The sequence below is a fragment of the Gordonia pseudamarae genome, from assembly GCF_025273675.1.
Lineage (GTDB): Bacteria > Actinomycetota > Actinomycetes > Mycobacteriales > Mycobacteriaceae > Gordonia > Gordonia pseudamarae.
In genome coordinates, this window is record NZ_CP045809.1 from 1,512,054 (window position 1) to 1,535,371 (window position 23,318).

General features: G+C 70.1%; 22 protein-coding genes. 18 read left to right on the forward strand and 4 right to left on the reverse strand.

The window, feature by feature from the left end; all coding sequences use genetic code 11:
- Positions 1–82: 82 nt before the first annotated feature.
- Positions 83–1,537 carry a type VII secretion-associated serine protease mycosin gene (mycP, locus tag GII31_RS06730; RefSeq protein ID WP_260840352.1) on the reverse strand — a complete coding sequence of 485 codons (1,455 nt, stop codon included), beginning with the start codon at positions 1,535–1,537 and terminating at the stop codon, positions 83–85.
- On the reverse strand, positions 1,534–3,048 hold the full coding sequence (gene eccD / locus GII31_RS06735; protein ID WP_246222135.1) for a type VII secretion integral membrane protein EccD: 1,515 nt from the start codon (positions 3,046–3,048) through the stop codon (positions 1,534–1,536). Before eccD ends, mycP begins: the two co-directional genes overlap by 4 nt.
- Before the next feature lie 128 nt (positions 3,049–3,176).
- Here eccD and eccCa point away from each other — a divergent pair, with 128 nt between their 5' ends.
- The 12 genes from eccCa (at position 3,177) to GII31_RS06795 (ending at position 17,811) form a co-directional block, all read left to right on the forward strand.
- Complete coding sequence (eccCa, locus tag GII31_RS06740; RefSeq protein WP_213247951.1) at positions 3,177–7,358, forward strand: type VII secretion protein EccCa; 4,182 nt, start codon at positions 3,177–3,179, stop codon at positions 7,356–7,358.
- Positions 7,355–8,650, forward strand: a complete 1,296-nt coding sequence (locus GII31_RS06745; RefSeq protein WP_213247953.1) for a type VII secretion-associated protein — start codon at positions 7,355–7,357, stop codon at positions 8,648–8,650. The genes eccCa and GII31_RS06745 overlap by 4 nt, the downstream gene beginning before the upstream one ends.
- Positions 8,651–8,939: 289 nt before the next feature.
- Entirely contained in the window at positions 8,940–9,383 is a 444-nt protein-coding gene (rplM, locus tag GII31_RS06750; RefSeq protein WP_213247955.1) for a 50S ribosomal protein L13, read from the forward strand.
- Positions 9,380–9,937, forward strand: a complete 558-nt coding sequence (gene rpsI / locus GII31_RS06755; RefSeq protein WP_213247957.1) for a 30S ribosomal protein S9 — start codon at positions 9,380–9,382, stop codon at positions 9,935–9,937. The genes rplM and rpsI overlap by 4 nt, the downstream gene beginning before the upstream one ends.
- Before the next feature lie 3 nt (positions 9,938–9,940).
- A complete protein-coding gene (gene glmM / locus GII31_RS06760; RefSeq protein WP_213247960.1) occupies positions 9,941–11,284 on the forward strand; it encodes a phosphoglucosamine mutase in 1,344 nt (447 codons plus the stop codon).
- 2 nt (positions 11,285–11,286) lie between these two features.
- Positions 11,287–11,973 (forward strand): HAD family hydrolase, encoded by a 687-nt coding sequence (locus tag GII31_RS06765; protein ID WP_213249962.1) that lies wholly within the window; start codon positions 11,287–11,289, stop codon positions 11,971–11,973.
- Positions 11,974–12,128: 155 nt separating this feature from the next.
- Entirely contained in the window at positions 12,129–12,434 is a 306-nt protein-coding gene (locus GII31_RS06770) for a hypothetical protein (RefSeq protein ID WP_213247962.1), read from the forward strand.
- On the forward strand, positions 12,431–13,114 hold the full coding sequence (locus GII31_RS06775; RefSeq protein ID WP_260840353.1) for a hypothetical protein: 684 nt from the start codon (positions 12,431–12,433) through the stop codon (positions 13,112–13,114). Before GII31_RS06770 ends, GII31_RS06775 begins: the two co-directional genes overlap by 4 nt.
- Entirely contained in the window at positions 13,111–13,353 is a 243-nt protein-coding gene (locus GII31_RS06780) for a hypothetical protein (protein WP_213247966.1), read from the forward strand. Before GII31_RS06775 ends, GII31_RS06780 begins: the two co-directional genes overlap by 4 nt.
- A gap of 96 nt (positions 13,354–13,449) precedes the next feature.
- The gene (locus tag GII31_RS06785) at positions 13,450–14,400 is read left to right on the forward strand and encodes a dienelactone hydrolase family protein (RefSeq protein WP_213247967.1); all 951 of its coding nucleotides are present in this window, start codon (positions 13,450–13,452) and stop codon (positions 14,398–14,400) included.
- 52 nt (positions 14,401–14,452) lie between these two features.
- Positions 14,453–16,315: a glutamine--fructose-6-phosphate transaminase (isomerizing) gene (gene glmS / locus GII31_RS06790; protein ID WP_213247969.1), complete on the forward strand. Its 1,863-nt coding sequence runs from the start codon at positions 14,453–14,455 to the stop codon at positions 16,313–16,315.
- 44 nt (positions 16,316–16,359) lie between these two features.
- A complete protein-coding gene (locus GII31_RS06795) occupies positions 16,360–17,811 on the forward strand; it encodes an NAD(P)H-hydrate dehydratase (RefSeq protein ID WP_213247971.1) in 1,452 nt (483 codons plus the stop codon).
- Here GII31_RS06795 and GII31_RS06800 read toward each other — a convergent pair.
- Positions 17,798–17,950: a hypothetical protein gene (locus GII31_RS06800; RefSeq protein ID WP_213247973.1), complete on the reverse strand. Its 153-nt coding sequence runs from the start codon at positions 17,948–17,950 to the stop codon at positions 17,798–17,800. The genes GII31_RS06795 and GII31_RS06800 overlap by 14 nt on opposite strands.
- Positions 17,951–18,088: 138 nt before the next feature.
- Between GII31_RS06800 and alr the strand changes: the two genes are divergently transcribed.
- The 6 genes from alr to tsaD are packed head-to-tail and all read left to right on the forward strand — an operon-like array spanning position 18,089 to position 23,100.
- A complete protein-coding gene (gene alr, locus GII31_RS06805; protein WP_213247975.1) occupies positions 18,089–19,246 on the forward strand; it encodes an alanine racemase in 1,158 nt (385 codons plus the stop codon).
- Positions 19,239–20,432, forward strand: coding sequence for an alpha/beta fold hydrolase (locus GII31_RS06810; RefSeq protein WP_213249964.1), 1,194 nt, complete (start codon positions 19,239–19,241; stop codon positions 20,430–20,432). Before alr ends, GII31_RS06810 begins: the two co-directional genes overlap by 8 nt.
- Entirely contained in the window at positions 20,429–20,887 is a 459-nt protein-coding gene (tsaE, locus tag GII31_RS06815) for a tRNA (adenosine(37)-N6)-threonylcarbamoyltransferase complex ATPase subunit type 1 TsaE (protein ID WP_246222136.1), read from the forward strand. Before GII31_RS06810 ends, tsaE begins: the two co-directional genes overlap by 4 nt.
- Positions 20,880–21,578 (forward strand): tRNA (adenosine(37)-N6)-threonylcarbamoyltransferase complex dimerization subunit type 1 TsaB, encoded by a 699-nt coding sequence (tsaB, locus tag GII31_RS06820; protein WP_213247977.1) that lies wholly within the window; start codon positions 20,880–20,882, stop codon positions 21,576–21,578. The genes tsaE and tsaB overlap by 8 nt, the downstream gene beginning before the upstream one ends.
- Positions 21,575–22,075: a ribosomal protein S18-alanine N-acetyltransferase gene (gene rimI / locus GII31_RS06825; RefSeq protein ID WP_213247979.1), complete on the forward strand. Its 501-nt coding sequence runs from the start codon at positions 21,575–21,577 to the stop codon at positions 22,073–22,075. The genes tsaB and rimI overlap by 4 nt, the downstream gene beginning before the upstream one ends.
- The gene (gene tsaD / locus GII31_RS06830) at positions 22,072–23,100 is read left to right on the forward strand and encodes a tRNA (adenosine(37)-N6)-threonylcarbamoyltransferase complex transferase subunit TsaD (protein WP_213247981.1); all 1,029 of its coding nucleotides are present in this window, start codon (positions 22,072–22,074) and stop codon (positions 23,098–23,100) included. The genes rimI and tsaD overlap by 4 nt, the downstream gene beginning before the upstream one ends.
- Here the strand turns inward: tsaD and GII31_RS06835 are convergent.
- The gene (locus GII31_RS06835) at positions 23,087–23,311 is read right to left on the reverse strand and encodes a hypothetical protein (RefSeq protein ID WP_246222137.1); all 225 of its coding nucleotides are present in this window, start codon (positions 23,309–23,311) and stop codon (positions 23,087–23,089) included. The genes tsaD and GII31_RS06835 overlap by 14 nt on opposite strands.
- Positions 23,312–23,318: the final 7 nt, after the last annotated feature.

The window sequence follows — 23,318 nt, forward strand, 5'->3', positions numbered from 1 at the left end:
ATTCTTGTGGTTCACCCGTAATTCCTGTGGGTCGCGCGTGATTCTTCGGGTACCGTCCGGCGCGGGAGATCGTGGTCCGAGGTCAGTATTCGTCCGGGCGGAGTCTGCGCACCCGCCGGTTGGGCAGCGCGAGCAGTAGCGTCGCGACGATGACCGAGATGCCGACAGCCGAACCCCAGAGTGCGCGGTCGCGTGGCGCCCGGTCCGGGAGGGGGGCGACCGGTGGTGCGGCGACGGGCGTCGACCGGGGTTCGACCGGTCCGCCGGTATACAGTCCACCGCCGTTCGACTCGTCCGGCAGCACGGTCGTCAGCGCGGCCACCGGGTCGACGACGCCATAGCCGACGGCGACATCGTGACCCGACCCGCGCCCCTGCGCGGTGCGGACGATCCGGTCGATGACCTGCGCCGCCGACAGCTGCGGGAATCGGGATCGCACCAGTGCCGCTGTTCCGGCGACGTAGGGGGCGGCAAAACTGGTGCCCCGGATGGGAACCGACCCGTCGTCCGAACGGTACGCGCCGGCCAGCCCATGGGACGCGTTGGTGAGGCTGACGATGTCGGTACCGGGCGCGGCCACGCCCACCCACGGGCCGTGGATGCTGAAATCGGCCGGAGAACCGTCGGCGGAGTCGACGGCGCCGACGGCGAGTACGTACGGGCTGAACCAGGCGGGGCTGGCGACGGTGACCACCGAACGCCAGGCAGCGGAGTTGTCCCGGCCGTAGCCCGCGACCGCGGGCTCCGGATTCTGGGTCCGGCACTGCGACGACGACGACAGATTTCCGGCGGCCGCGACCACAACCACGTTGCGGTCGAAGGCATACCGGATCGCAGCACCGAGAGACCGATCGTCGAACCGCTCGGCGGCCGGGACGCACGCCACCTCCGAGATGTTGATGACCGTCGCACCGAGGTCGACGGCCCGCACCACCGCCCGCGCGAGGGTGCTGATGGTGCCGTAGCCGGACCCGACGGCGGTGTCGTCACCCGTGTTGTCCGTCCGGCGACTGCCGGTGGCGGCGTAGGCGCCGCTCGACTGGCGGATGGCGATGATGGTGGCCTCCGGTGCGACGCCGGAGAACCGGTCTTCGGGACTCGGTCGGGCCGCGATGATGCCCGCCACCAGGGTGCCGTGTGCGTCGCAGTCGTCCAGGCCCTTGCCCGCGGACACGTAGTCGCCGCCGCCGATGATGTCGGGAAGCCGCCGATGTGGGGTGACGCCGGTGTCGATCACTGCTACCTTCTGCCCGGACCCGCGCGAAAGTCGCCACGCTGCAGGCAGATTCAGCAGCCGTTGGGCCGCGGGGGTGGCGGAGGGCCGGGTGGTGACAGGACGTGCGCACAGGGTGCGGCGCTGCGTGGGCTCGTTGGGGGCGATCGGTCCGGCCGTCGGCCGGGCCCGCCGGTCGATGCCCGGCGGGTCGATGGCGGCCGCACCGACGGGAACCAGTTGTGTTGCGGCGATCAGCAATGCGGCAAGAGTGAACCGGGCGGCAGGGGTGAACCGGGCGGCGGTGGGGACGGTCGCGGTCACAGGTTGCGCACCGACTGATAGAGATCGAGAATCCACAGCAGCAGCGGCACGATCGAGGCCACCAGGACGTACTCGCCGATCTCGACCGCGCGCCGCATGACCGGCGAGAACTCGTGTGCGGTGGCGACGACGCCGATGGCCGTGGCCACGACGACGGTCACCAGTCCGGCCACCACCACACCGGCCGGCGCCGGATCGGTGGTGAACAACATCGCCGACAACACCCCGAGCCAGCCGAGGATTCCGGCGCCGATCAGTATCGCGGCGGGGGCCAGGCCGCTGTGCGATCGGCCGCGAAGACACAGCACCGCCGATATCACGGTGGCCAGGATGGCGGTGACCGGAAGTGGGCCGACCGAGGCGGAGGTGTGCCACGACACCGATACGACGGTCGCGGTGACCGTGACCAGGGCTGCACCGGTGAGGATTCCGGTCAGGTACGACTCGGCGAGAGCGACCCGGCGTTCGAGGGTGCGTGCGTCGGGCAGGGCCATCGCGCCCACCGCCCCGATCCCTTCGATCGTCGGCGACGGTTCGTGATCGACGAGATCACCCGCGCCGCCGGCGGTCGGGACGGGTGGCAGCGGCAGTTTTGCCAGCACTATGGTCAGTCTCGGTGCGAGGGCGACCGCGGCCGCCGCGCACACCGCGGTCACCGCACCCACCTCGGCCGGTGAGGCATCGGTCAGCAGCGCTGCCCCGCACGCCGTTCCGCCGAGGACGGCGGCGGTGGTCGCGGCGCTATGGCACAGTGCCCCGGCGCCGGTCACCCGATAGGAGATCACCACGACGGCCAGCACCACCACGCAGCCCAGACCGATGTCGGCGCGGCCGATCACACCCGGAACGGCGAGCATCCCGGCCGCCATCGCCTGCGGCAGCGTGGTGCACAGCAGCGCGATCGAGGTGGCCGCGTCGCGATGAACCCCGCCGACGACGCCGCTCGCGACCAGCAGCACCAGGCAGGCCGCGGCCGCGACCACCAGAGGCCACCCGCTACCGGGGTGATCGGCCACCAGCAGGGCGAGCGCGGTCAGGAGCGAGAAGGCAACGGCGGCGGCATATCCGGCATAGCGAGCGGTCGTCGCCGACCACTGCGATGTCCGTTCCTCGCCGAGTCGGGCCACCGCATCGATGACGTCATCGAAGAGTGGCGGTGCCGCACCGGATTTCCTGGACTGTAGTACCAGAAGTTCGCCATCGCGGACACCCGACTCGGACAATGTCACCTCCGCCGGCAGATCCTCGCCGCCGATCATCGACAGGGTCCACAAGTGTGGCCGGAATGCCGTCCCGTCGTGGTCGTCGTCATCGACCCCGGAGGCCGATCCGGGATGGCCCGATGACCGGGAACGTATGTGCGAGAGTAACTCCGGGATCAGCGCAGCGATCTGCACACCCGCGGGCAGGCCCACGTCGAACTGGGTGTTCCCGCCCAGGACCGAGACCCGTACCAACTCGGGCCCGGCGACGAGCTCGGGATCCGACAATGGCTGGATGCCTTGGGACAACGATATTCCTTCCCCCCGGAAGCGCGGCTACGATGACCGATTGGCGCCCATTGTGCACAATCGGGCGCCGGGAGGCCAGTCCCGGATGCACAGGCACGGGGCGGCAGGGGGAACGGGGGAACGGTCCGATGGTGGTCACCACAGAAGGTTTTGCGCGGCGTGCCCGCGTGTCGCCACCGCCGATGCCGGGTGGTGAGCTGACACTGTCGCCGCCGCCCGAGGTGCCGCGTGCCGTCCCCGGCAACCTGTTGACCAGGTTGCTGCCGGTGGTGATGGTGGTGGCCGTCATCGGGATGGTGGGGCTGATGTTCGTGACCGGTGGACGGCAGATGATGAGTAATCCGCTGTTCCTGATGTTTCCGATGATGATGCTCATGTCGATGGTCGGCATGTTCGCGTCCGGCCGGTCCGGGAACGGTGGCAAACGCGCGGCCGAACTCAACGAGGAGCGCAAGGACTACTTCCGCTATCTGGGGCAACTGCGCCGCCAGGTTCGCGACAGCGCACTCGAGCAGCGCGACGCACTGGCCTGGAGCCACTCCGATCCGGCCGCCGCGCACGACCTCATCGGCTCCCGGAGGATGTGGGAAAGACGTTCGGGCGACAATGATTTCGCGCATGTGAGGATCGGGGTCGGAGCGCATCGGCTGGCTGTGCGGCTGATGCCGCCGGAAGTGGGCCCGATCGAGGATCTGGAGCCCGTCTCGATGGTGGCGCTGCGCCGGTTCGTGCGCACCCATTCGGTGGTGCACGGTATGCCCACGGCCATCTCGTTGCGCGGCTTCCCTGCGGTCGCGGTCGGCGGGCCGCGGGAGCAGACCCGAGGTCTGGTGCGGGCCATGCTGATCAGTTTGGCGATGGCACACGCGCCGGACCAGCTGCGGATCGCGGTGGTCACCGCGGATCCGGCCGGACCGTTGTGGGACTGGATCAAATGGCTGCCGCACGCCGGTCATCCGTCCCATCTCGACGCGCTGGGCCCGGTGCGGATGATCTATCCGGACCTGTCGGCTCTCGAGGGATCGCTGGCCGACGAACTGCGCGAGCGCTCCCGCTTCTCCCGCTCGGCCCCACCAGTGGCCGGTCAGGTGCATCTGGTGGTGGTGATCGACGACGGCCGGGTGGCGGGCGACGAGCGCATCGCCGACGATTCGGGTATCGACGGCGTCAGCGTCATCGACATCGCCGACACACCCACCGAACTGGCTGTGCGGCGGGGACTGCACCTGAACGTGTCCGGTGGGCGGATATCGGCCCGTAGCAGCGCGGGGGTCGAGGAGTTCGCGGACATGGACGCGCTCTCGATTCCCGAGTCGCTCGCCGCCGCCCGCCGCCTGGCCCGCTATCGGCTCACGACGGCGGCGACCCTGGTGTCGCTGGAATCGGATGCGGTGGCAACCGATCCGGGTCTGACCGCGCTTCTGGGCATCCGCGACGCGACGGCCTTCGACCCGGTTGCCGCGTGGCGTCCGCGATCGGGCCGTGACCGGCTGCGGGTACCCGTGGGCTACACCGCCTCGGGCGCCCGCGTCGAACTCGATATCAAGGAGAGCGCGCACGGCGGGATGGGGCCGCACGGGCTGTGTGTCGGTGCGACGGGGTCGGGCAAGTCGGAGTTCCTGCGCACCCTGGTCCTGGCGTTGATCGCCACGCATTCGCCCACCGAGCTGAACCTGGTGCTCGTCGACTTCAAGGGCGGTGCCACCTTTCTCGGCCTCGAACGGGCCCGGCATGTCGCCGCCGTCATCACCAATCTCGAGCAAGAACTCGCCATGGTCGACAGGATGAAGGACGCGCTCTCGGGGGAGATGAACCGCCGTCAGGAGATCCTGCGCGCGGCGGGCAATTTCGCGAACGTCGGCGACTACGAGCGGGCGCGTTCGGCCGGCGCCGACCTCGCACCGCTGCCCGCACTGTTCATCGTCGTCGACGAGTTCTCCGAACTGCTTTCTCAGAAACCGGATTTCGCCGAACTGTTCGTGGCGATAGGCCGGTTGGGGCGGTCGTTGCACATTCATCTGCTGTTGGCCTCGCAACGTCTTGAGGAGGGCAAGCTGCGCGGTCTCGACAGTCACCTGTCGTACCGAATCGGTCTGAAAACATTCTCCGCCAACGAATCCCGATCGGTTCTCGGTGTTCCCGACGCGTACCACCTGCCGAGTGTTCCGGGGTCGGGCTATCTCAAATGCGATTCCGCCGAACCGATCCGCTTCAACGCCAGCTACGTGTCCGGTCCCTATGAGCCGCCCGCGGCCGGTGGCCCGGGGCCCGGTGTCGCGGGCGGGCCGGGGGCGGTGACGATAGTGCCGTTCGGCGCGGAGACGGTCGCGGTGGAGCAACCGTCGCGGTCGTCCCTGCTGGACCGCGCGCAGGCCCTGCTCGACGAGGAGCCGGTGCCGGACCTGGCGCCCACAGCACCACCTGCCGCGTCCGCGTCGTTGCTGCAGACCCTGTTGCGGCGTATCGAGGGGCACGGGACACCCGCGCACGAGGTGTGGTTGCCGCCGTTGGACAAATCGCCGACGGTCGGCCGGCTCAGCGGGCACGGGGCGGCCGGGACTCTGCGGTTGGCGGTCGGCATCATCGACCGTCCCGCCGATCAGCGGCGGGATCCGCAGGTCATCGACCTGTCGGGGGCGGCGGGCAGCGTCGCGATCGCCGGTGGGCCGCAGTCGGGGAAGTCGACCGCGGTGCGAACGGTGGTCTTGACCGCGGCGGCCACGCACACCCCCGAGCAGGTGCAGTTCTACTGCCTGGACTTCGGCGGCGGCAGCCTGGTCGGCCTCGCCGGACTCCCGCACGTCGGCTCGGTGTGTACGCGCGGCGACATGGACGGGGTGCGCCGCACGATCGCCGAGGTGGCCGGCATCGTGCGGGCACGCGAGGCGCGGTTCGCCCGGCACGGGATCGAATCGATGCGGGACTACCGCAGCAGGCGGGCGCACTGGCTGAGCACCGGTGTAGCGGCGCCCGACGACGATCTGACCGACGATCGGCACGGCGACGTCTTCCTGGTCCTCGACGGGATCGCGGCACTGCGCTCGGATCTGGAATCGCTGGAGGACACCTTCACCTCGATCGTCTCGCAGGGGCTCTCGTACGGCGTCCACGTGATCGTCACCGCCACCCGCTGGGCCGAGGTCCGGCCGGCCATCAAGGACCTGCTCGGCACCCGCATCGAACTGAGGCTCGGTGACCCCATCGACTCCGAACTCGGGCGCCGGGCGGCGGCGCTGGTCCCGCAGGACCGTCCCGGCCGTGGCGTCGCGCCGGGCGAACTGCATATGCTGATCGCCCTGCCCCGGCTCGACGCGTCGAGCTCGACCGACGACTTGACGTCCGCGGTGGCGTCGGCCGTCCACGAGATCGGCACCCGGTTTCCCGACCGCGCCGCGCCGCCCGTGCGCAGGCTCGGCACTTCGATCAGCACAATCGAGGTGGCCGATGCGGTGGCCGCCGCACAGATCACGCTCGGCCCGGGCCAGGTGGCGATCGGGATCGGCGAATCCGAACTGGCCCCGGTGATCCTCGACTTCGGCGTGCAACCACATCTGATGGCGTTCGCCGACATCGAGCACGGCAAGACCACCCTGCTGCGCACGATCATCCACGGGCTGGTGGGCAGTGCCACCCCCGAACAGGTCAAGATCGTGCTCGTCGACTACCGCCGGACCTTGCTCGGTGTGGTCGACGACGATTACCTGGCCGGGTCGGCGTCGTCGGCGCAGACGGCTACGCAGATGATGACGCAATTGGCGGCCTATCTCACCGCGCGGATGCCGCCGGAGGACGTGACGCCGCAGCAGTTGCGGGACCGCAGTTGGTGGTCGGGGCCCGATGTGGTGCTGATCGTCGACGACTACGACATGGTGGCCACGGCCGGTGCCAATCCGTTGCTGGCGTTGCTGGAGGTGGCCGCGAACGCCCGTGACGTGGGTTTGCGGATCGTGCTGACCCGGCGGGCCGGCGGCGTGGCGCGGGCGTTGTTCGACCCGCTCATCACCAGGCTGCGGGAGCTCTCGTGCGATGTGCTGCTGATGAGTGGCGACCGGGAGGAAGGTTTCATTGTCGGCCGGTCGCGGATGCGGACTCTCGTACCGGGCCGCGGCGAGCTGGTCTCGCGTAACCGTCCCACCGAGATGGTGCAGGTGGCGATGGTTCCGCCGGAGCCGGAAGCCCCGGAGCCGGAAGCCCCAGATCCTGTGGCACCGGATCCTGAGGCGCCGGAACAGGCGACGCCGGAACAGGGATCTGCGGAACAGGGATCTGCGGAATCCGAGGGCACCGGAGCCGGGGCGGCCGGTCAGTGACCGCCGGGCCTGCACCGGGCGCGCGGGCCGATCCCCGCACGGTGGCCGACCTGGCCTACGGGCACACCGACGTGGACGGTCGCGGCATCGATGTCACCTGGCTGCTCGACGCGATCGACACCCCGACCGTCACCGTCGACGGTGTCCGCCGGCGCACCTCGGCGATGTGGTTCGGCCTGCTGCGCGACCTCACGGAATATCGCGCCGCGCAGTGTGGCGCACCCGTTCCGCTGGTGGTGGGGGTACCGAGCACGTGGGGGAGCGTGCGCCGCGCGGTCATCGACGAGGCGGCCGCGCGACTGCGGTGTCCGGTGCTGATCACCGCGCGGGCGACGCTGGTGGCAGCCGCCCACGCCGACCGGGCCGTGCGCCGCTGCGCGGTGATCGAGACCACCCACCTGCCGACGCATCCGGACGCGTTCGGGCAGCGACCTTTCTGGACGGCGGCGATCGTCGTCCGCTCCGATGACGGCTGGGTGGTGGACGCGCAGGGGATCATCGAACCGGATCGGTCCGGTGACGACATCGGCGGGCTGATCGATGATTCGGTGGAGGTCGTGGTCGTCGACGGGGCGGTGCCGGCGGAGGTGGCGCGGGCCGTCGAGGTGGTCACGGGCGTCGTCGTGGCGGGCAGGGTGCTGACCGCGGACCGTGCGCTGGTCCGCGAGTACGGCCTGCGCGGCTCGCCGCAGCGTCGGTCCGGCCCGGGTTGGGTGCCGACCGAGTGGCCGCGGCGGGCGGGCGGTCGTCGGTACCGGCCGCTGATGGCGGCGGCCGTCGTCCTGCTGTGCGTGCTCGTGTCGGCCGCCGGAGCGGCGATCGTCCTGGGTGGTGATCCGGTCGCCCGGCCGCGGGTCGTCACCGCCGACCTCGACCGGGTGCGGGTGAGCGTGCCGGGACAGTGGCGGCGCACCGACCCGCCGGCAGGGGCGGCGCGGTCGGGGCCGCGCCGCACGGTGTTCGCCGATCCCGCCGACGGCCGCCGGCTCATCGTGGTGCTGAGCCCGGTGCGGGCCGGTGCGACGCAGCAGTCGGTGGCGCTGAGTCTGCGCAACCGTATCCGTCAGCGTGGCGACGCGGTGGTGACCGAGTTCTCGGCGTCGACCGGCTATGCGGGACGTGATGTGATCAGCTACCGCGAGGCACCCGGTTCCGGCAGCCCGATCCGCTGGTATGTGCTGGTCTCGGACGGCCTGCAGGTGAGCGTGGGTTGCCAGGACGGCGATCAGGCCCAGTCCCTGGCCGGCGAGTGCGTGCGGGCGGTCTCGTCGGTGCGGATCGGCCGACGGTGACGTGAGGAGCAGTTCCCGCAACGACCGTCTCCTGTCGGGGTCGACGCCGCCCCCGGCCGGTGGTTCCGGGTCGCTGAGCGGGCGGGGCCGGCTGACCGACCGGCGTTTTGACCCTGAACTGCACTTCCGCGTACTGTTGATCGCTGGTGCGTGGCATCCGTGATCCTTCGTGGGCGCAGACTCTCGTGGGTCACGGATAGTCGAGGCCCGGGTCCCCACTGGTCGCCGGGGAATCCCTCTGCTCACGTACTCGACCAGCATTCACTAGTAGAAGAGTTGAGGACCAACTGTGCCTACCTACGCACCGAAGGCCGGTGACATCACGCGCTCGTGGCACGTCATCGACGCCACCGACGTGGTGCTCGGCCGGCTGGCCGTGCAGACCGCCAATCTGCTGCGCGGCAAGAACAAGCCGACCTATGCCCCTAACGTCGACGGTGGTGACTTCGTCATCATCATCAACGCCGAGAAGGTCGCCCTGACCAACAACAAGGCCGACAGCAAGCTGAACTACCGGCACTCCGGGCATCCGGGTGGCCTGACGGTCCGCACCACCGCCGAACTGCTCGCCTCGCACCCCGAGCGCGTCGTGGAGAAGGCTGTCAAGGGCATGCTCCCGAAGAACAAGCTCAGCGACGCCGTCGCCTCCAAGCTGAAGGTGTACGCCGGCCCGAACCATCCCCACGCGGCCCAGCGCCCCGTGCCCTTCGAGATCAAGCAGGTGGCCCAGTGAGCAACGAGACCAACGACGCCGTGGAGAACCTTGAGGTGGACAGCGCCGAGGTCGTCGAGGACGCCGTCGAGCAGGGCGAGGACGGCTACGAGGCCGAGGTCGCGGCTGACGACTACGACGCCGAGGCCGTGGAGACCGACGTCGTCGAGCGCGACCCGATCGTCATCGACCGTCCGATCCAGACCGTCGGCCGCCGTAAGGAGGCCGTGGTCCGTGTGCGTCTGGTGCCCGGTACCGGCGACTTCACGCTGAACGGCCGCACCCTCGAGGACTACTTCCCCAACAAGGTGCACCAGCAGATCATCAAGGCTCCGCTGGTCACCGTCGAGCGCACCGAGTCGTTCGACGTGTACGCCCGCCTCGTCGGTGGTGGCCCCTCGGGTCAGGCCGGCGCCCTGCGTCTGGCGATCGCCCGTGCCCTCATCGAGGTCACCCCGGATGATCGTCCCGCCCTGAAGAAGGCAGGCTTCCTGACCCGCGACCCGCGTGCGGTGGAGCGCAAGAAGTATGGCCTGAAGAAGGCCCGCAAGGCGTCGCAGTACTCCAAGCGCTGACGCGTGGCTCGCCTTTTCGGAACCGACGGCGTCCGGGGCCTGGCCAACGACGAACTCACCCCAGAGTTCGCGTTGCGCCTGGCTTCGGCCGCCGCGGTCGTTTTCCAGACAGTGTCCGGCGACACCTCGCGTCGCCCTATTGCCGTCGTCGGGCGGGATCCGCGCGCATCCGGTGAGATGCTGGAGGCCGCGGTCTGCGCGGGCCTGGCGGCGACCGGTGTCGACGCCATCCGGGTGGGTGTGCTGCCCACCCCGGCCATCGCGTTCCTGACCGCCGACTACGGCGCCGACCTCGGCGTGATGATCTCGGCGTCGCACAATCCGATGCCCGACAACGGGATCAAGTTCTTCGCCGCCGGCGGACACAAGCTGCCCGACGACGTCGAGGACAAGATCGAGGCAGCCATGGACGCCGAGTTCGTGCGGCCCATCGGTGCGGCCGTGGGCCGGGTGCGTGACGCTCCCGACGCCGCCGACCGCTATCGCAAACATCTGGCCTCGGCCGTCGGTCACTCGCTGTACGGTGTCACCGTCGTGGTCGACGCCGCCAACGGCGCCGCCTCCGCGTTGGGCCCGCAGGTGTATGCCGACGCCGGCGCCAAGGTCATCGCGATCCATTCCGACCCCGACGGCGTCAACATCAACGACGGTTGTGGTTCGACGCACCTGGACACCCTGCAGGCCGCCGTTCTGGAGTACGGCGCCGACCTGGGCCTGGCCCACGACGGCGATGCCGATCGCTGCCTGGCGGTCGATTCCACCGGTGCTGTCGTCGACGGCGACATGATCATGGCGATCCTCGCGAACGCCATGAACTCGGCCGGACGTCTGCGTGACGGCGTGCTCGTGGCCACGGTGATGAGCAACCTCGGGCTGCACATCGCCATGAAGGACGCCGGGGTGCGGGTCCGCACCGTGGGTGTGGGCGATCGGTACGTGCTCGAAGAGCTGCGCAAGGGTGGGTACTCGCTCGGCGGCGAACAGTCCGGCCACATCGTGATCCCGGCGATCGGCACCACCGGCGACGGTATCGCGACCGGTCTGTTGCTGATGGAGCAGCTCGCGGTCACCGGCCGTCGCCTCGCCGACCTGGCCGCCATCATGACGGTGCTGCCGCAGGAACTGATCAACGTGCGCGTGGCCGACAAGCATGCGGTGGCCCGCGCACCCGAGGTTCAGCAGGCGGTCGACGACGCCGAGGCCGAACTCGCCGGTGTCGGCCGGGTGCTGTTGCGTCCGTCGGGGACCGAACAACTGGTGCGGGTGATGGTGGAGGCGGGCACCGCCGACGCCGCCCTGCACACCGCGCAACGCATCGCCGACGTGGTGGCGGCGGCGGGGGCGTGAGAATGCCGCGCGTGGTGCTGTTCGACTTCTCCGGAACACTGTTCCGGTTCGAGCATCGTGATGAGTGGTTCGCCGGTGTGCACGACGAACACGGCGAACCACTCCATCTCGAGCATCAGGCGGAGCTGATCCGCCGGCTCACCCAGCCCGTCGGACTCACCGTCGACATCACCGACGACGAGCGCAGCGCCTGGCGCGACCGAGACCTCGATCCGAGGCTGCATCGCCGGGCGTATGTGGCGATCCTGCGGGCGTCGGGGCTGACCGTGCCCGGTCACGCCGAGACGCTGTACGAGCGGGTGCTGGACCCGGATTCGTGGATCCCGTACCCCGACACCGTTGCGGTTCTGACCAGCCTTTCCCGGCAGGGGATCCGGGTCGGTATCGTCAGCAATATCGCCTTCGACCTGCGTCAGGTCCTCGCCCGTGAGGGTGTCGCCGATCTGGTGTCGGCCTACGCGTTGTCGTTCGAGGTCGGCGCGATCAAACCCGACCCCCGACTGTTCAACGCCGCCCTCGACGGTCTCGGCGCACAGGCGGAGCAGGCGCTGATGGTGGGCGACAGCGAGGAAGCAGACGGCGGTGCCCGGGCCCTGGGCTGCGATTTCGCGTTGGTCCACGACGCCGCCCCCGCCGACCGTCCGCGCGCGCTGATCGAGGTTCTCGCCGGCCACGGCATCACCGTCTGAGATTCGCGACAGTCCGGGATTCGCGACAGTCCGGGATTCGCGATTGTCTGGGATTCGCGATTGTCGGCGGTTCGTGTTGTGCACAGTGTCCGATCGGACTCTCCCCACATGCGGTGACCCCCGCTACACTCACCTGGCAAGGGGAGGGGGCGGCGATGGCCGACGGGGAAATGCGTGTCGATGTGGGCCGGGTGCGCGAGACGATCACCTTCTACCGGGGATTCGCGGCCGTATCGGGTTCGGTGTCAACTGATCTGGCCACGCACGAATTCGCCGCGTGGGGCACCGGCGCCGATGCGCTGCTGCTGCGCGAGCGGTTCTCGGCCATGGCGCGCAGGATGTCGGAGAATCTGCGCACCGACGGAAGTGACGCCGAGTCCCTCGCCGACGACCTCGACCGGGGGCTGTCCTTGATCGAGGGCACCGACGCCCGGATCGCCCTGTCGTGGCCGACGCCATGAGGACGTCCGAGGCGGCGCTGGTCGCGATGCGTTCGCGGTCCGGTCGGAGTCTGGATTCGTTCTGCACCCTTCTGAGTGTCGGGCGCGACTGCGGCACAACGGTTCCGGGTGAGGCCGAGGTTCGCAGGCGTTTTGACCGGATCGATCGGGTCGATGTGTCGGCCCTGGCGGCCGATGCCTTCGTGCTGGCCGGGTCGCATCACGGCCTGGCCTCGCTCGCCGTCTCGATCCCGGGCCGATCGGTGTCCTTGCGGCAGGCGTGGCCACAGGTGGGCGACGCCGTGGGCCGTGCGGTGACCGCGCACGGCGACCGGGTGGACGCCGACCTCATCGTGTTGCGTGATTGGGCGGAGGCGACGGTGGCCGCGGCCTCGGGCATCGAGCAGCTGCTGACCACCTGGTACCGGGCCGTCGACAAGGTCGGTGAACCGTTGGTCTGCGGAGTCCCCGCCCACGGCGCGGCCGAGGCGATCCGCACGGGCGTGGTGTCACCGTCGCTGCTGGCCGACGACATCGCCGCACGGGTCACCCTGTTCGACACCGCGGCCGACGCCACCGACGACGGTATCGCCGAAATGCTGCGGGTGCTGGTCACCGCCACCGACGATCTGGCCGGCGGCGCACCGCAGGCCCCGCCGGACAACGGTTCGGGATATCTGGCGCTGGCCGGTGATGAATGAGGGTCGCCGGTGCGATCGACGAGATCGGGCGAGGTTCCACCGAGGCGGTGACGGCGGCGATCGGCGCCTACGCCGATCGCCGGGCGGGGCTCGCGCGGACGGTCCGGCGGTCGTCGGCGGCGGAGTCTGCCACCCGTGACCGGTTGCAGCGCGAAGCCGACCTCGCCGACGTCGAGAACCCGCGCATCCTGCTGCCCGCCGACCTCGCATCGGGCAGTCCCCACACGCGGCGCCGCTGACGGCGTCGCCCGGACCCGGCGGCCGGCGTCGCCGAACGCGATGTCATGTGGCGTCTTCGGTGCTGCTTCCCGCAGGTAGCGGCTAGGCTGGCAGTCGTGTTCGGAAAAGCGAAGAAGCCGTCGGAATCGCCCAAGGAATTGATGGCGCGGTTGGCGATCCGTGGGCCGTATCGGGTGCTGCGCGGCGATCTGGGCATCGTCGGGATGCCGGGGCAGGTGTTCGCGCCGTCGTCGCAGACGTGGCTGCCGGCCCGCACACGCGACAGCGACAGGTGGCCGGCGATAGCGTTCGGGCATTCGTGGTTGGCCGACAGTGGCCGCTACCGGGATCTGCTGTACCACTTGGCCTCATGGGGGATTGTGGTGGCCGCACCCGACGCCGAGCGGGGTGTGCTGGCCTCCGATACCGCACTTGCGGCGGCGCTGCGATCGGCGCTGGACGTGGTCTCGCACGTGCCGTTGGGGTTCGGGGCGGTCAAGGTCGACGCGGAGCGGGTCGGATACGCCGGTGACGGCCTGGGCGCGTCGGCGGCGGTGCTGGCGGCGTCGACCGCGATCCTGCACGGGCAGGCGCCGCGGCCGGTGCGGTCGGTGGCCGCGGTGTTCCCCGCGCCCACCACCGCGACGTTGTTGCCGGCGGCGGAGACGGTGACCGCCCAGGGCCTGGTGATCGGTGGCTCCATCCTCGACGGCGTGCACGCCAACCCGCTACCGCTGGCCGCGGCCTACGGCGGGGATGTGGTGTTGCGCACTCTGGCCGGCGGTGCGTCGGCCGCCCTGGTCGAGAAGTTCGGCCCCGGACGGCTGCTCGGGTTCAACGGCGCCGACCGCAAGGTGCATTCGCAGGTGCGGGCGTTGCTGGCCGGGTATCTGCTGCATTCGCTGACCGGTGACCTGGAGTACCAGGCGTTCTCCGATCCGGAGGTCGTTCTCGGCGCATTCACCACACTCGATCTCGACGACACACCCGACCTGCTCGACCCGATATCGACACTGCTGGGCGCGACCCCGCCGAAGAAAAAGACGGACCCCGCGATTGCGTCCTGAGAGTGTGGTCGGTACCCGGCGGCAGGGCGCCACGCAGGTAGTCTGATGAGCTATGTGTGGAATCGTCGGATATGTGGGGCGGCGCGATGCGCTGGACATCGTGGTCGAGGCTTTGCGCCGCATGGAGTACCGGGGTTACGACTCGGCGGGCGTGGCGATCGTCGACGGTCACGGGCACACCACAGTCGAGAAGAAGGCCGGCCGCCTGGAGAATCTCGACAAGCAGATCGCCGCGGTGGGCCGTGACGCGCTGAGCGGCACCACCGGGATGGGACATACCCGCTGGGCCACCCACGGTCAGCCCACCGACCGCAACGCGCATCCGCATGTCAGCACCGACAAGAAGATCGCCGTCGTCCACAACGGCATCATCGAGAACTACGCGCCGCTGCGTGACGAGCTGGAGAACCTGGGCATCGAGTTCTCCTCCGACACCGACACCGAGACCGCCGTGCACCTGATCGAGCGCGAGTATGCCTCGGGGGAGGCCGCCGGGAATTTCGTCGCCAGCGCGTACTCCACGCTGCGTCGCCTCGAAGGCGCGTTCACGCTGGTGTTCACCCATGCCGATCATCCCGGCACCATCGTCGCGGCCCGCCGCTCCACGCCGCTCGTGGTGGGCGTCGGCGACGGCGAGATGTTCGTCGGTTCGGATGTGACCGCATTCATCGAGCACACCCGCGACGCGGTCGAACTCGGCCACGACGAGGTGGTGGTGATCACCGCCGACTCGTACGAGATCACCGATTTCAACGGTGAGGCGCGAGAGGGCAAACCGTTCCATATCGATTGGGACCTGAATGCCGCGGAAAAGGGCGGCTTCGACTTCTTCATGCTCAAGGAGATCGCCGAGCAGCCGGCCGCCATCGCCGACACGCTGCTCGGACACTTCGAGAACGGGCGCATCGTGCTCGACGAGCAGCGGCTCACCGACGACGAGCTGCGCGATGTGGACAAGGTGTTCGTGGTGGCCTGCGGAACCGCGTACCACGCGGGTCTGCTCGCCAAGTACGCCATCGAGCACTGGACGCGGCTGCCGGTCGAGGTGGAACTGGCCAGCGAGTTCCGCTACCGCGATCCCGTCCTCGACCGGTCGACGCTGGTGGTGGCGATCTCCCAGTCGGGGGAGACCGCCGACACCCTCGAAGCGGTCCGGCATGCCAAGGATCAGAAGGCCCGCGTGCTGGCCATCTGCAATACCAACGGCGCGCAGATCCCCCGCGAGTCCGATGCGGTGCTCTACACCCATGCCGGACCCGAGATCGGGGTCGCCTCCACCAAGTGTTTCCTCGCGCAGATCGCCGCCGCCTATCTGGTGGGTCTGGCATTGGCGCAGGCCCGTGGCACCAAATACTCCGACGAGGTGGCTCGCGAGTTCCATGAGCTGGAGGCGATGCCGGCGTCGGTCCAGCAGGTGCTGTCGGCCATGGATCCGGTGCGTGAGCTGGCCCGATCGCTGGCCCACCACTCCACCGTCCTGTTCATCGGACGGCATGTGGGTTATCCGGTCGCACTCGAAGGTGCGCTCAAGCTCAAAGAGCTCGCCTACATGCATGCCGAGGGTTTCGCGGCCGGCGAACTCAAGCACGGTCCGATCGCGCTCATCGAGGAGGGTCTGCCGGTGATCATCGTGATGCCGCAGCATTCGGGCCGGGCGTTGCTGCACTCGAAGATGGTGAGCAACATCCGCGAGATCCAGGCGCGCGGTGCCACCACCATCGTCATCTCGGAGGAGACCGATGCCGCGGCCCGCGCGGTCGCCGATCATTTCGTGGCCATCCCGGCGGTGCCCACCCTGCTGCAGCCGCTGGTGTCGACGGTGCCGTTGCAGGTGTTCGCCGCGACCGTCGCGCAGGCACGTGGCTACGACGTCGACAAGCCGCGCAATCTGGCCAAATCGGTCACGGTGGAGTAAGTAGCGGAAAAGGGCTCGCGCGCAACAGTTTCCGAGGGGTGACGATGCCGATTCAGTATTTGACCGCCGATGCGGTCCGGGCGGCCGAACACGCCACCGGGGATCTGCTGGCCAACGGGACGTTGATGCGGCGGGCGGCGGCCGGGGTGGCGCGGGTGGTGCTCGGTGAGCTCACCGGTACCGGCGGCTGCTACGGGCGGGCGGTCGGTCTGGTGATCGGCGCCGGCAATAACGGAGGCGACGCGCTCTACGCGGGCGCGATCCTGGCCCGGCGTGGGGTGCGCTGCTCGGCGGTGCTGCTCGCCCCCGACACGACGCACAGCGGTGGCCTGGCCGCCTTCCGCGGTGCCGGCGGCCGGATCACCGGCGCCCTACCGGATACCGTCGACCTGGTGATCGACGCCGTGGTCGGCATCGGTGGGACCGGTCCGCTGCGGCCGGCGGCGGCAGCGGTGTTCGCCGGTGTCACCGTACCGATCGTCGCTGTCGACCTGCCCTCGGGTATCGACGCCGACACCGGGGTGGTGCACGATCGGTCGGTGCGGGCGGCGATCACCGTCACCTTCGGCGCGTACCGCAACCTGCATCTGCTGGCAGCGCCGCGATGCGGCCGGATCGTTCTGGTCGACATCGGTATGGCGCCCACGGACACCCCCGACGGCCTGTTCTCGCTCACCGACGCAGAGGTGGCCGCGCGTTGGCCGGTGCCCGGCCCGGCCGACGACAAGTACACCCAGGGCGTGGTCGGCATCGTCGCGGGGTCGCAGCGGTATCCGGGGGCGGCGATCCTCGCCTCGGGGGCCGCGGTGTCCGCGACATCGGGCATGACCCGCTTTGTGGGTTCGGCGGCCGAGGCGGTGGTCTCGCACTATCCCGAGGTGGTCGCGGTCGACGATCTGGCCGACGCCGGAAAGGTGCAGGCGTGGGCGGTCGGTCCGGGGATGGGCACCGGTGACCGGGCGCTGGATATCCTGCGCACCGTCCTGGCCGGTGATCTGCCGGTTCTCGTGGACGCCGACGGGCTCACCGTCATCGCGCGCGACCCCGATCTGGTGCGCGGTCGGACGGCGCCGACGCTGCTGACCCCGCACGCGGGGGAGTTCGCGCGGCTGTCGGGGGCGGCCGTGGGTGCCGACCGGCCCGCCGCGGTACGGGCGCTGGCCGCCGACCTGGGGGTCACCGTGCTGCTCAAGGGCAGGATCACGCTTGTGGCGACGCCCGCCGGGCGGGTGTACGGCAACGACGCGGGCTCCTCGTGGGCGGCCACGGCCGGTGCGGGTGACGTGCTCACCGGTATCGCCGGATCGCTGCTCGCGGCGGGTTTGGAACCCGAGATCGCGGGGGCCTGTGCCGCCCGGGTACACGCATTGGCGGCGCTCCGGGCGAGCGGAGGGGCCCCGATCGGCGCGTCGGCGCTGCTGGCGGCGGTACGTCCGGTGATCGGGAACCTGCGCACCGCGCACGGCGGCGCGGACGGGCACATCACCACTGGTTGACGTCGATCGCCCAGGCCACGAGCACCAGCGCGGGCGTGGTGTTGATCCAGGCCGAGGTGAGCCAGATGCGCGACCGCTTGGGCACCGGGGCGGGTGCGGCCGGTGGGTGGTACGTGGTGGGCGGTTGATACTGATACATCGGCGTCTCCGGTCGGAAGGCGCTGGCCTGCAGGTATTGAGTGTCACTGAGGCGATGCACGGTGAGATCGGTACAACTACTCAATTGCACCCATACATCCATCGGGGTGGTGGTGGGCGTCTGGGATAATGGTCGGCGATGACCACCACGCCCAGCACTGCCGCCCTGACCGCCACCATTGACCTCGGTGCCATCGCGCACAACGTCGGGGTGCTGCGCGCGTCGTCGGGTACCGACGTGATCGCGGTGGTGAAGGCCGATGCCTACGGGCACGGCGCGGTCGAGGTGGCCCGCGCCGCGCTGGGTGCCGGTGCCGCAGAACTGGGCGTGGCCCACATCACCGAGGCACTGGCGTTGCGGCGGGCGGGTATCGACGCCCACATCACCTCCTGGCTGCATGCCCCGAGCGCCGATTTCGCCGGGGCGGTGGCCGCGGGTATCGATATCGCGGTGTCCTCGCCGCGACAGCTCGACGCCGTGGTCGCCGCCGCCCGGAGCAGTGGGGTGACCGCGACCGTGACCGTCAAGGTCGACACCGGCCTCAACCGCAGTGGCGTGGCCGTCGACGAGTGGGATTCGATGGCGGTGGCGCTGGCCAAGGCGCGCGCCGAGGAGTCGATCACGATGCGTGCGGCGATGACGCACCTGGTGCGCGGCGACGAGCCCGACCACCCGCTCAATTCCCGGCAGGCCGACCGGCTCGATGCGGCGGCGGCCGATCTGGCTCGGCTCGGTACCGCGCCGCAGGTCGTTCATCTGGCCAATTCGCCGGCCGCGCTGGTGCGCCCGGACTTGGCCCGCGACCTGGTCCGGCCGGGGATCGCCCTGTACGGCCGCTCCCCGCTGCCCGACCGCGGCGATTTCGGGCTGATCCCGGCGATGACGCTGACCGGCGAGATCTCGCTGGTCAAGCGCGTGACGAAGGGGCAGGGGGTGTCGTATTCGCACACCTGGACGGCCCCGCACGACACCGTGGTCGCGGTAATCCCGGCGGGTTACGCCGACGGCATTCCGCGCACCATGTCGGGCAGGTTCGAGGTGCTGGTCAACGGGCGGCGGTTCCCGGCCATCGGTCGTGTGTGCATGGACCAGTTCGTCATCGATCTCGGGCCTGAGGGTGGCGGTGTCGCCGAGGGCGACCTGGCCGAACTGTTCGGGCGGGGAGATCGCGGCGGTGTCACCGCGGCCGACTGGGCCGATGCCACCGGGACCATCGACTACGAGATCCTCTCGGCCGTCCGCGGCCGGACCGCGCGCCGTTATGTGGGCGGCAGTGGCGAGCAGCCCCATGGATAGGTCGGCGGGAACCTCCGGAGCTCCCAGGACACCGAGCAGGTCCGGGCTGCTGGCGGGCTTGCCCGATGTCGGGGCGCTGGGTAGACAGGCGGCCGGCGGAGTGGCCAAGCGGGTCACCCGCCGCGATCGGATCGCCGGCCCGGACCCGTACGCGGACGAGGACTTCAAGGCCATCTACGACGATCCGGCGTCGTCGGTCGTCACCGACGACGGTCTGACGTTGTCGGTGCGCACGGTCGACCTGTGGGACGGCGGCACCGACATTGAACCCGATGTGACGGTGCTGTTCGTCCACGGCTTCACCCTGCGGATGGCGAGCTGGCACTTTCAGCGCTTCCAGCTCGCCGAACGGTGGGCGGGCAGACGTATCCGGATGGTGTTCTTCGACCATCGTGGGCACGGCACCAGCGACCGGGCGCCCGCGGACACCTGCACCATCGATCAGCTCGCCGACGACACCGCGGCGGTGATCCGGACGATCGCCCCCGCGCACAGCAGCCGGCGACGCCGCCCGGCCAGGGGAGAACCGGCGGGAAGTGTTGTGCTGGTAGGGCATTCGATGGGCGGTATGGCACTCATGGCGCTGGCGCGCAGACATGGCCACCTGTTCGGCCCCGACGGCATCGTCTCGGGTGTGGCACTGGTGGCCACCGCCTCGCGGGGGCTCACCGAGGCCGGGCTGGGTGTGGGGCTGCGCAACCCGGTGGTCCGCGCGTTCCGCACGTCGGTGCGCCGGGCGCCCCGACTGGTCCAGTCGGGCCGTGGCATCACCCGCTTCTCGCTCGAACCGGTGCTGGTGGCGGCGAGTTTCGGGCCGGATTTCCACAGCCGGGCCGCCGGCCGTGCGGTGGAGAAGATCATCCAGAACACCCCGCTGGACACCCTCGTCAACTTCCTGCACGCGCTGGAGGACCACGACGAGTCGACCGCCTTCCCGGTTCTGGCGCAGGTGCCCAGCGTGGTGGTGTGCGGCAGCGCCGACCAGCTCACCCCACTGGCCAATTCGGTGGGGATGTACGCGGATCTCGGTACGGACTCGCGACTGGTGGTGGCCCAGGACGCCGGACACATGGTGCAGTTCGAACGCCCGGGATTGGTGAACGAGGCGATCGTCGATCTGGTGGAGCGCCGCAGGCTGGCACTGCTCCCGCCGCGACGACGACGCTGGCTGCGAGGACAGAAGTGAACGATCAGGACATCCGGTGGCACAGCCGGGACCTTCCCGATGTCGCCGACACCGAATCCCTCGGCCGCGAACTGGCCTCGGGTCTGGCCGCCGGCGACGTGGTGATCCTCGACGGGCCGCTCGGCGCCGGTAAGACGGCACTGGCCCGTGGTATCGGCGCCGGGCTGGGCGTGGTGGGACGGGTGTCGTCGCCGACGTTCATCATCGCCCGCGAACACCGCCCGGGCGGCCCCGGCCGGCCCGGAATGGTGCACGTGGACGCCTACCGGCTCGGCGGTCTCGACGAACTCGACGCACTCGACCTCGACACCGACCTGACCGACGACGTGGTGGTCGTCGAATGGGGTGAGGGGGTGGCCGAGGTGCTGGCCGACAGGCACCTGTCGGTGCGGCTGCGCCGAGATCCGGATTCCGATGTGCGCCATGCGCAATGGGGGTGGGTTTACCATGACTGACACCGGCACGATGAGGGTTCTCGCGATCGACACGGCCACCGATTCGGTGGTGACCGGGGTGGCGACGATCACCGGCGAGGATGTGACGGTGCTCGCTGCCCGGTCGGTAGCCGATCACCGCAGGCACGCCGAACTGCTGACCACCCTGATCGGTGAGGTGCTGGAGGAATCCGGTGTCGGGAGAACGGAGCTGGCCGCCGTCGTGGTGGGCTGCGGCCCCGGACCGTTCACCGGCCTGCGGGTGGGGCTGGCCACCGCCGCGGCGTTCGCCGATGCGCTGGGGCTGCCCGCGTACGGCGTGTGCTCGCTCGACGCGATCGCCGCGCAGGTGCGCGGTGACCGGCCCTCGGTTGGTTCGGTCGCCGTCATCAGCGACGCGCGCAGGCGTGAGGTGTACTGGGCCCGCTACGAGAACGGCACGCGGGTGGCCGGACCCCAGGTCGCCGCGCCGGCCGCGGTGACCGGCGAGGTGGCCGGAGTGGATGTGGCGGCCGGATCACCGGCACACATCGAGGCGGTGGGGCTGACCGTCGACGAGCAGGTCCCGTCCGTGCCGACGGTCTTCGGTCTCGCGACGGCGGCCGTGCCGGCGATCGCGGCCGGTGAGGTGCCCGAGTCTCTTGTGCCACTGTATCTCCGGCGCCCGGATGCGGTCGAACGGCAGCGTCCGGCCACGGCGGTCCCGCGGTGACGGCGGCGGCCCCGATCATCGACGGGCTCACCCTCGCCGACGCGCCCCGGTGCGCGGCGCTGGAGATGCAGATGTTCGCCGGTGACTCTCCGTGGCCGGAGGCGGCGTTCCGTGCCGAGATGAAGGCGCCCTACAACACTTATTTCGCCGCACGCGAGAGCCCCGGCGCCGAGGTGATGGGTTATGCGGGGATCTCGATGCTGGGCGGACCGGGCGCCTACGAAAGCGAGATCCACACCATCGCGGTCGATCCCGGACGGCGGGGGCGCGGATACGGACTGGCGCTGCTGCGGGCGATGCTCGCGGTGGCCGACGATGCCGGCGCGCCGGTGTATCTGGAGGTCCGTACCGACAACCACACCGCCATCGGCCTGTACGAACGCCACGGATTCGCGACGGCCGGCATTCGTCGCGGCTACTATCAGCCGTCGGGTGCCGACGCGTACACGATGGTCCGGCCCGCCCGGACCGAACACACCCAGGAGGCCCCACGATGATCGTCATGGGAATCGAGAGTTCCTGCGACGAAACAGGAGTCGGCATCGTCCGGTGGGCCGGCGGTGCGGCCGAACTGCTTGCCGACGAGGTCGCCTCCAGCGTCGACGAGCACGCCCGGTTCGGTGGCGTGGTGCCCGAGATCGCCTCTCGCGCACACCTTGAGGCCATCGTGCCGACGATGCGGCGGGCCCGTGAGGCGGCCGGAATCGACCGTCCCGACGCGATCGCGGTGACCATCGGCCCCGGGCTTGCCGGGGCGCTGTTGGTGGGCGTCGCTGCCGCCAAGGCGTATTCGTTGGCCTGGGATGTGCCGCTGTACGCGATGAACCATCTCGGCGGGCATGTCGCCGTCGATACACTCGAGCACGGACCGATGCCCGAATGTGTCGCGCTGCTGGTCTCGGGCGGGCACACCCACCTGCTGCACGTGTCCGACCTGGCCCGGCCCATCGCCGAACTCGGCACCACCGTCGACGATGCCGCCGGGGAGGCCTTCGACAAGGTGGCCCGGCTGCTCGACCTCGGCTATCCCGGTGGTCCGGCACTCGATCGGCTCGCGGTTCACGGAGACCGGTCGGCGATCGCGTTCCCCCGGGGGATGACCGGGCCCCGGGACGCCCGCTACGACTTCTCCTTCAGCGGACTCAAGACGGCGGTGGCGCGGTATGTGGAGCGGTGCGCCCGTGACGGCGTGCAGGTGCCGTTGGCCGACGTCGCGGCCTCGTTCCAGGAGGCGGTCGCGGACGTCCTGACGATGAAGGCGATCCGGGCCTGTACCGACCTCGACGTCGACACCCTGGTTCTCGGTGGCGGTGCGACCGCCAACTCGCGGATCCGGTCACTGGCCGCGCAGCGCTGCGCGGAGGCGGGAATAACCCTGCGGGTGCCCAAGCCGCGTCTGTGCACCGACAACGGCGTGATGATCGCGACCCTGGGCGCACATGTGATCGCCGGCGGAGCACAGCCCTCGCCGCTCACCGTGGCTTCCGATCCCGGAATGTCGGTGCAGGTCAGCCAGCTGTAGCGGGCTCCCCGGTGTGGTACCCGACGAGGTTCAGCCCGTATCGCACGTATTCGGCGGCGACCTCCTCGGGTGAGAGCCGTCCGCCCGGATGCCACCAGGTGGGCAGCGCCGCGCACATCGACACCACGACGCGGGCGGCATCGTCGGGGGAGCCGGTGGTGAACAGTCCGCGGTCCACGCCGACGCGCACCTTGGCCGCCGCCAGCGCCATGCGCGCG

What these genes read in the sequence shown, in the direction of transcription:
- eccCa (WP_213247951.1), top strand. Translation starts at nt 3,177, where the DNA reads ATGGTGGTCACCACAGAAGGTTTTGCGCGGCGTGCCCGCGTGTCGCCA.
- GII31_RS06775 (WP_260840353.1), top strand. Translation starts at nt 12,431, where the DNA reads ATGAGGACGTCCGAGGCGGCGCTGGTCGCGATGCGTTCGCGGTCCGGT.
- GII31_RS06800 (WP_213247973.1), bottom strand. Translation starts at nt 17,950, where the DNA reads ATGTATCAGTATCAACCGCCCACCACGTACCACCCACCGGCCGCACCC.
- tsaD (WP_213247981.1), top strand. Translation starts at nt 22,072, where the DNA reads ATGATCGTCATGGGAATCGAGAGTTCCTGCGACGAAACAGGAGTCGGC.
- GII31_RS06770 (WP_213247962.1), top strand. Translation starts at nt 12,129, where the DNA reads ATGGCCGACGGGGAAATGCGTGTCGATGTGGGCCGGGTGCGCGAGACG.
- glmS (WP_213247969.1), top strand. Translation starts at nt 14,453, where the DNA reads ATGTGTGGAATCGTCGGATATGTGGGGCGGCGCGATGCGCTGGACATC.
- GII31_RS06810 (WP_213249964.1), top strand. Translation starts at nt 19,239, where the DNA reads ATGGATAGGTCGGCGGGAACCTCCGGAGCTCCCAGGACACCGAGCAGG.
- GII31_RS06765 (WP_213249962.1), top strand. Translation starts at nt 11,287, where the DNA reads ATGCCGCGCGTGGTGCTGTTCGACTTCTCCGGAACACTGTTCCGGTTC.
- GII31_RS06780 (WP_213247966.1), top strand. Translation starts at nt 13,111, where the DNA reads ATGAGGGTCGCCGGTGCGATCGACGAGATCGGGCGAGGTTCCACCGAG.
- GII31_RS06795 (WP_213247971.1), top strand. Translation starts at nt 16,360, where the DNA reads ATGCCGATTCAGTATTTGACCGCCGATGCGGTCCGGGCGGCCGAACAC.
- alr (WP_213247975.1), top strand. Translation starts at nt 18,089, where the DNA reads ATGACCACCACGCCCAGCACTGCCGCCCTGACCGCCACCATTGACCTC.
- tsaB (WP_213247977.1), top strand. Translation starts at nt 20,880, where the DNA reads ATGACTGACACCGGCACGATGAGGGTTCTCGCGATCGACACGGCCACC.
- GII31_RS06835 (WP_246222137.1), bottom strand. Translation starts at nt 23,311, where the DNA reads ATGGCGCTGGCGGCGGCCAAGGTGCGCGTCGGCGTGGACCGCGGACTG.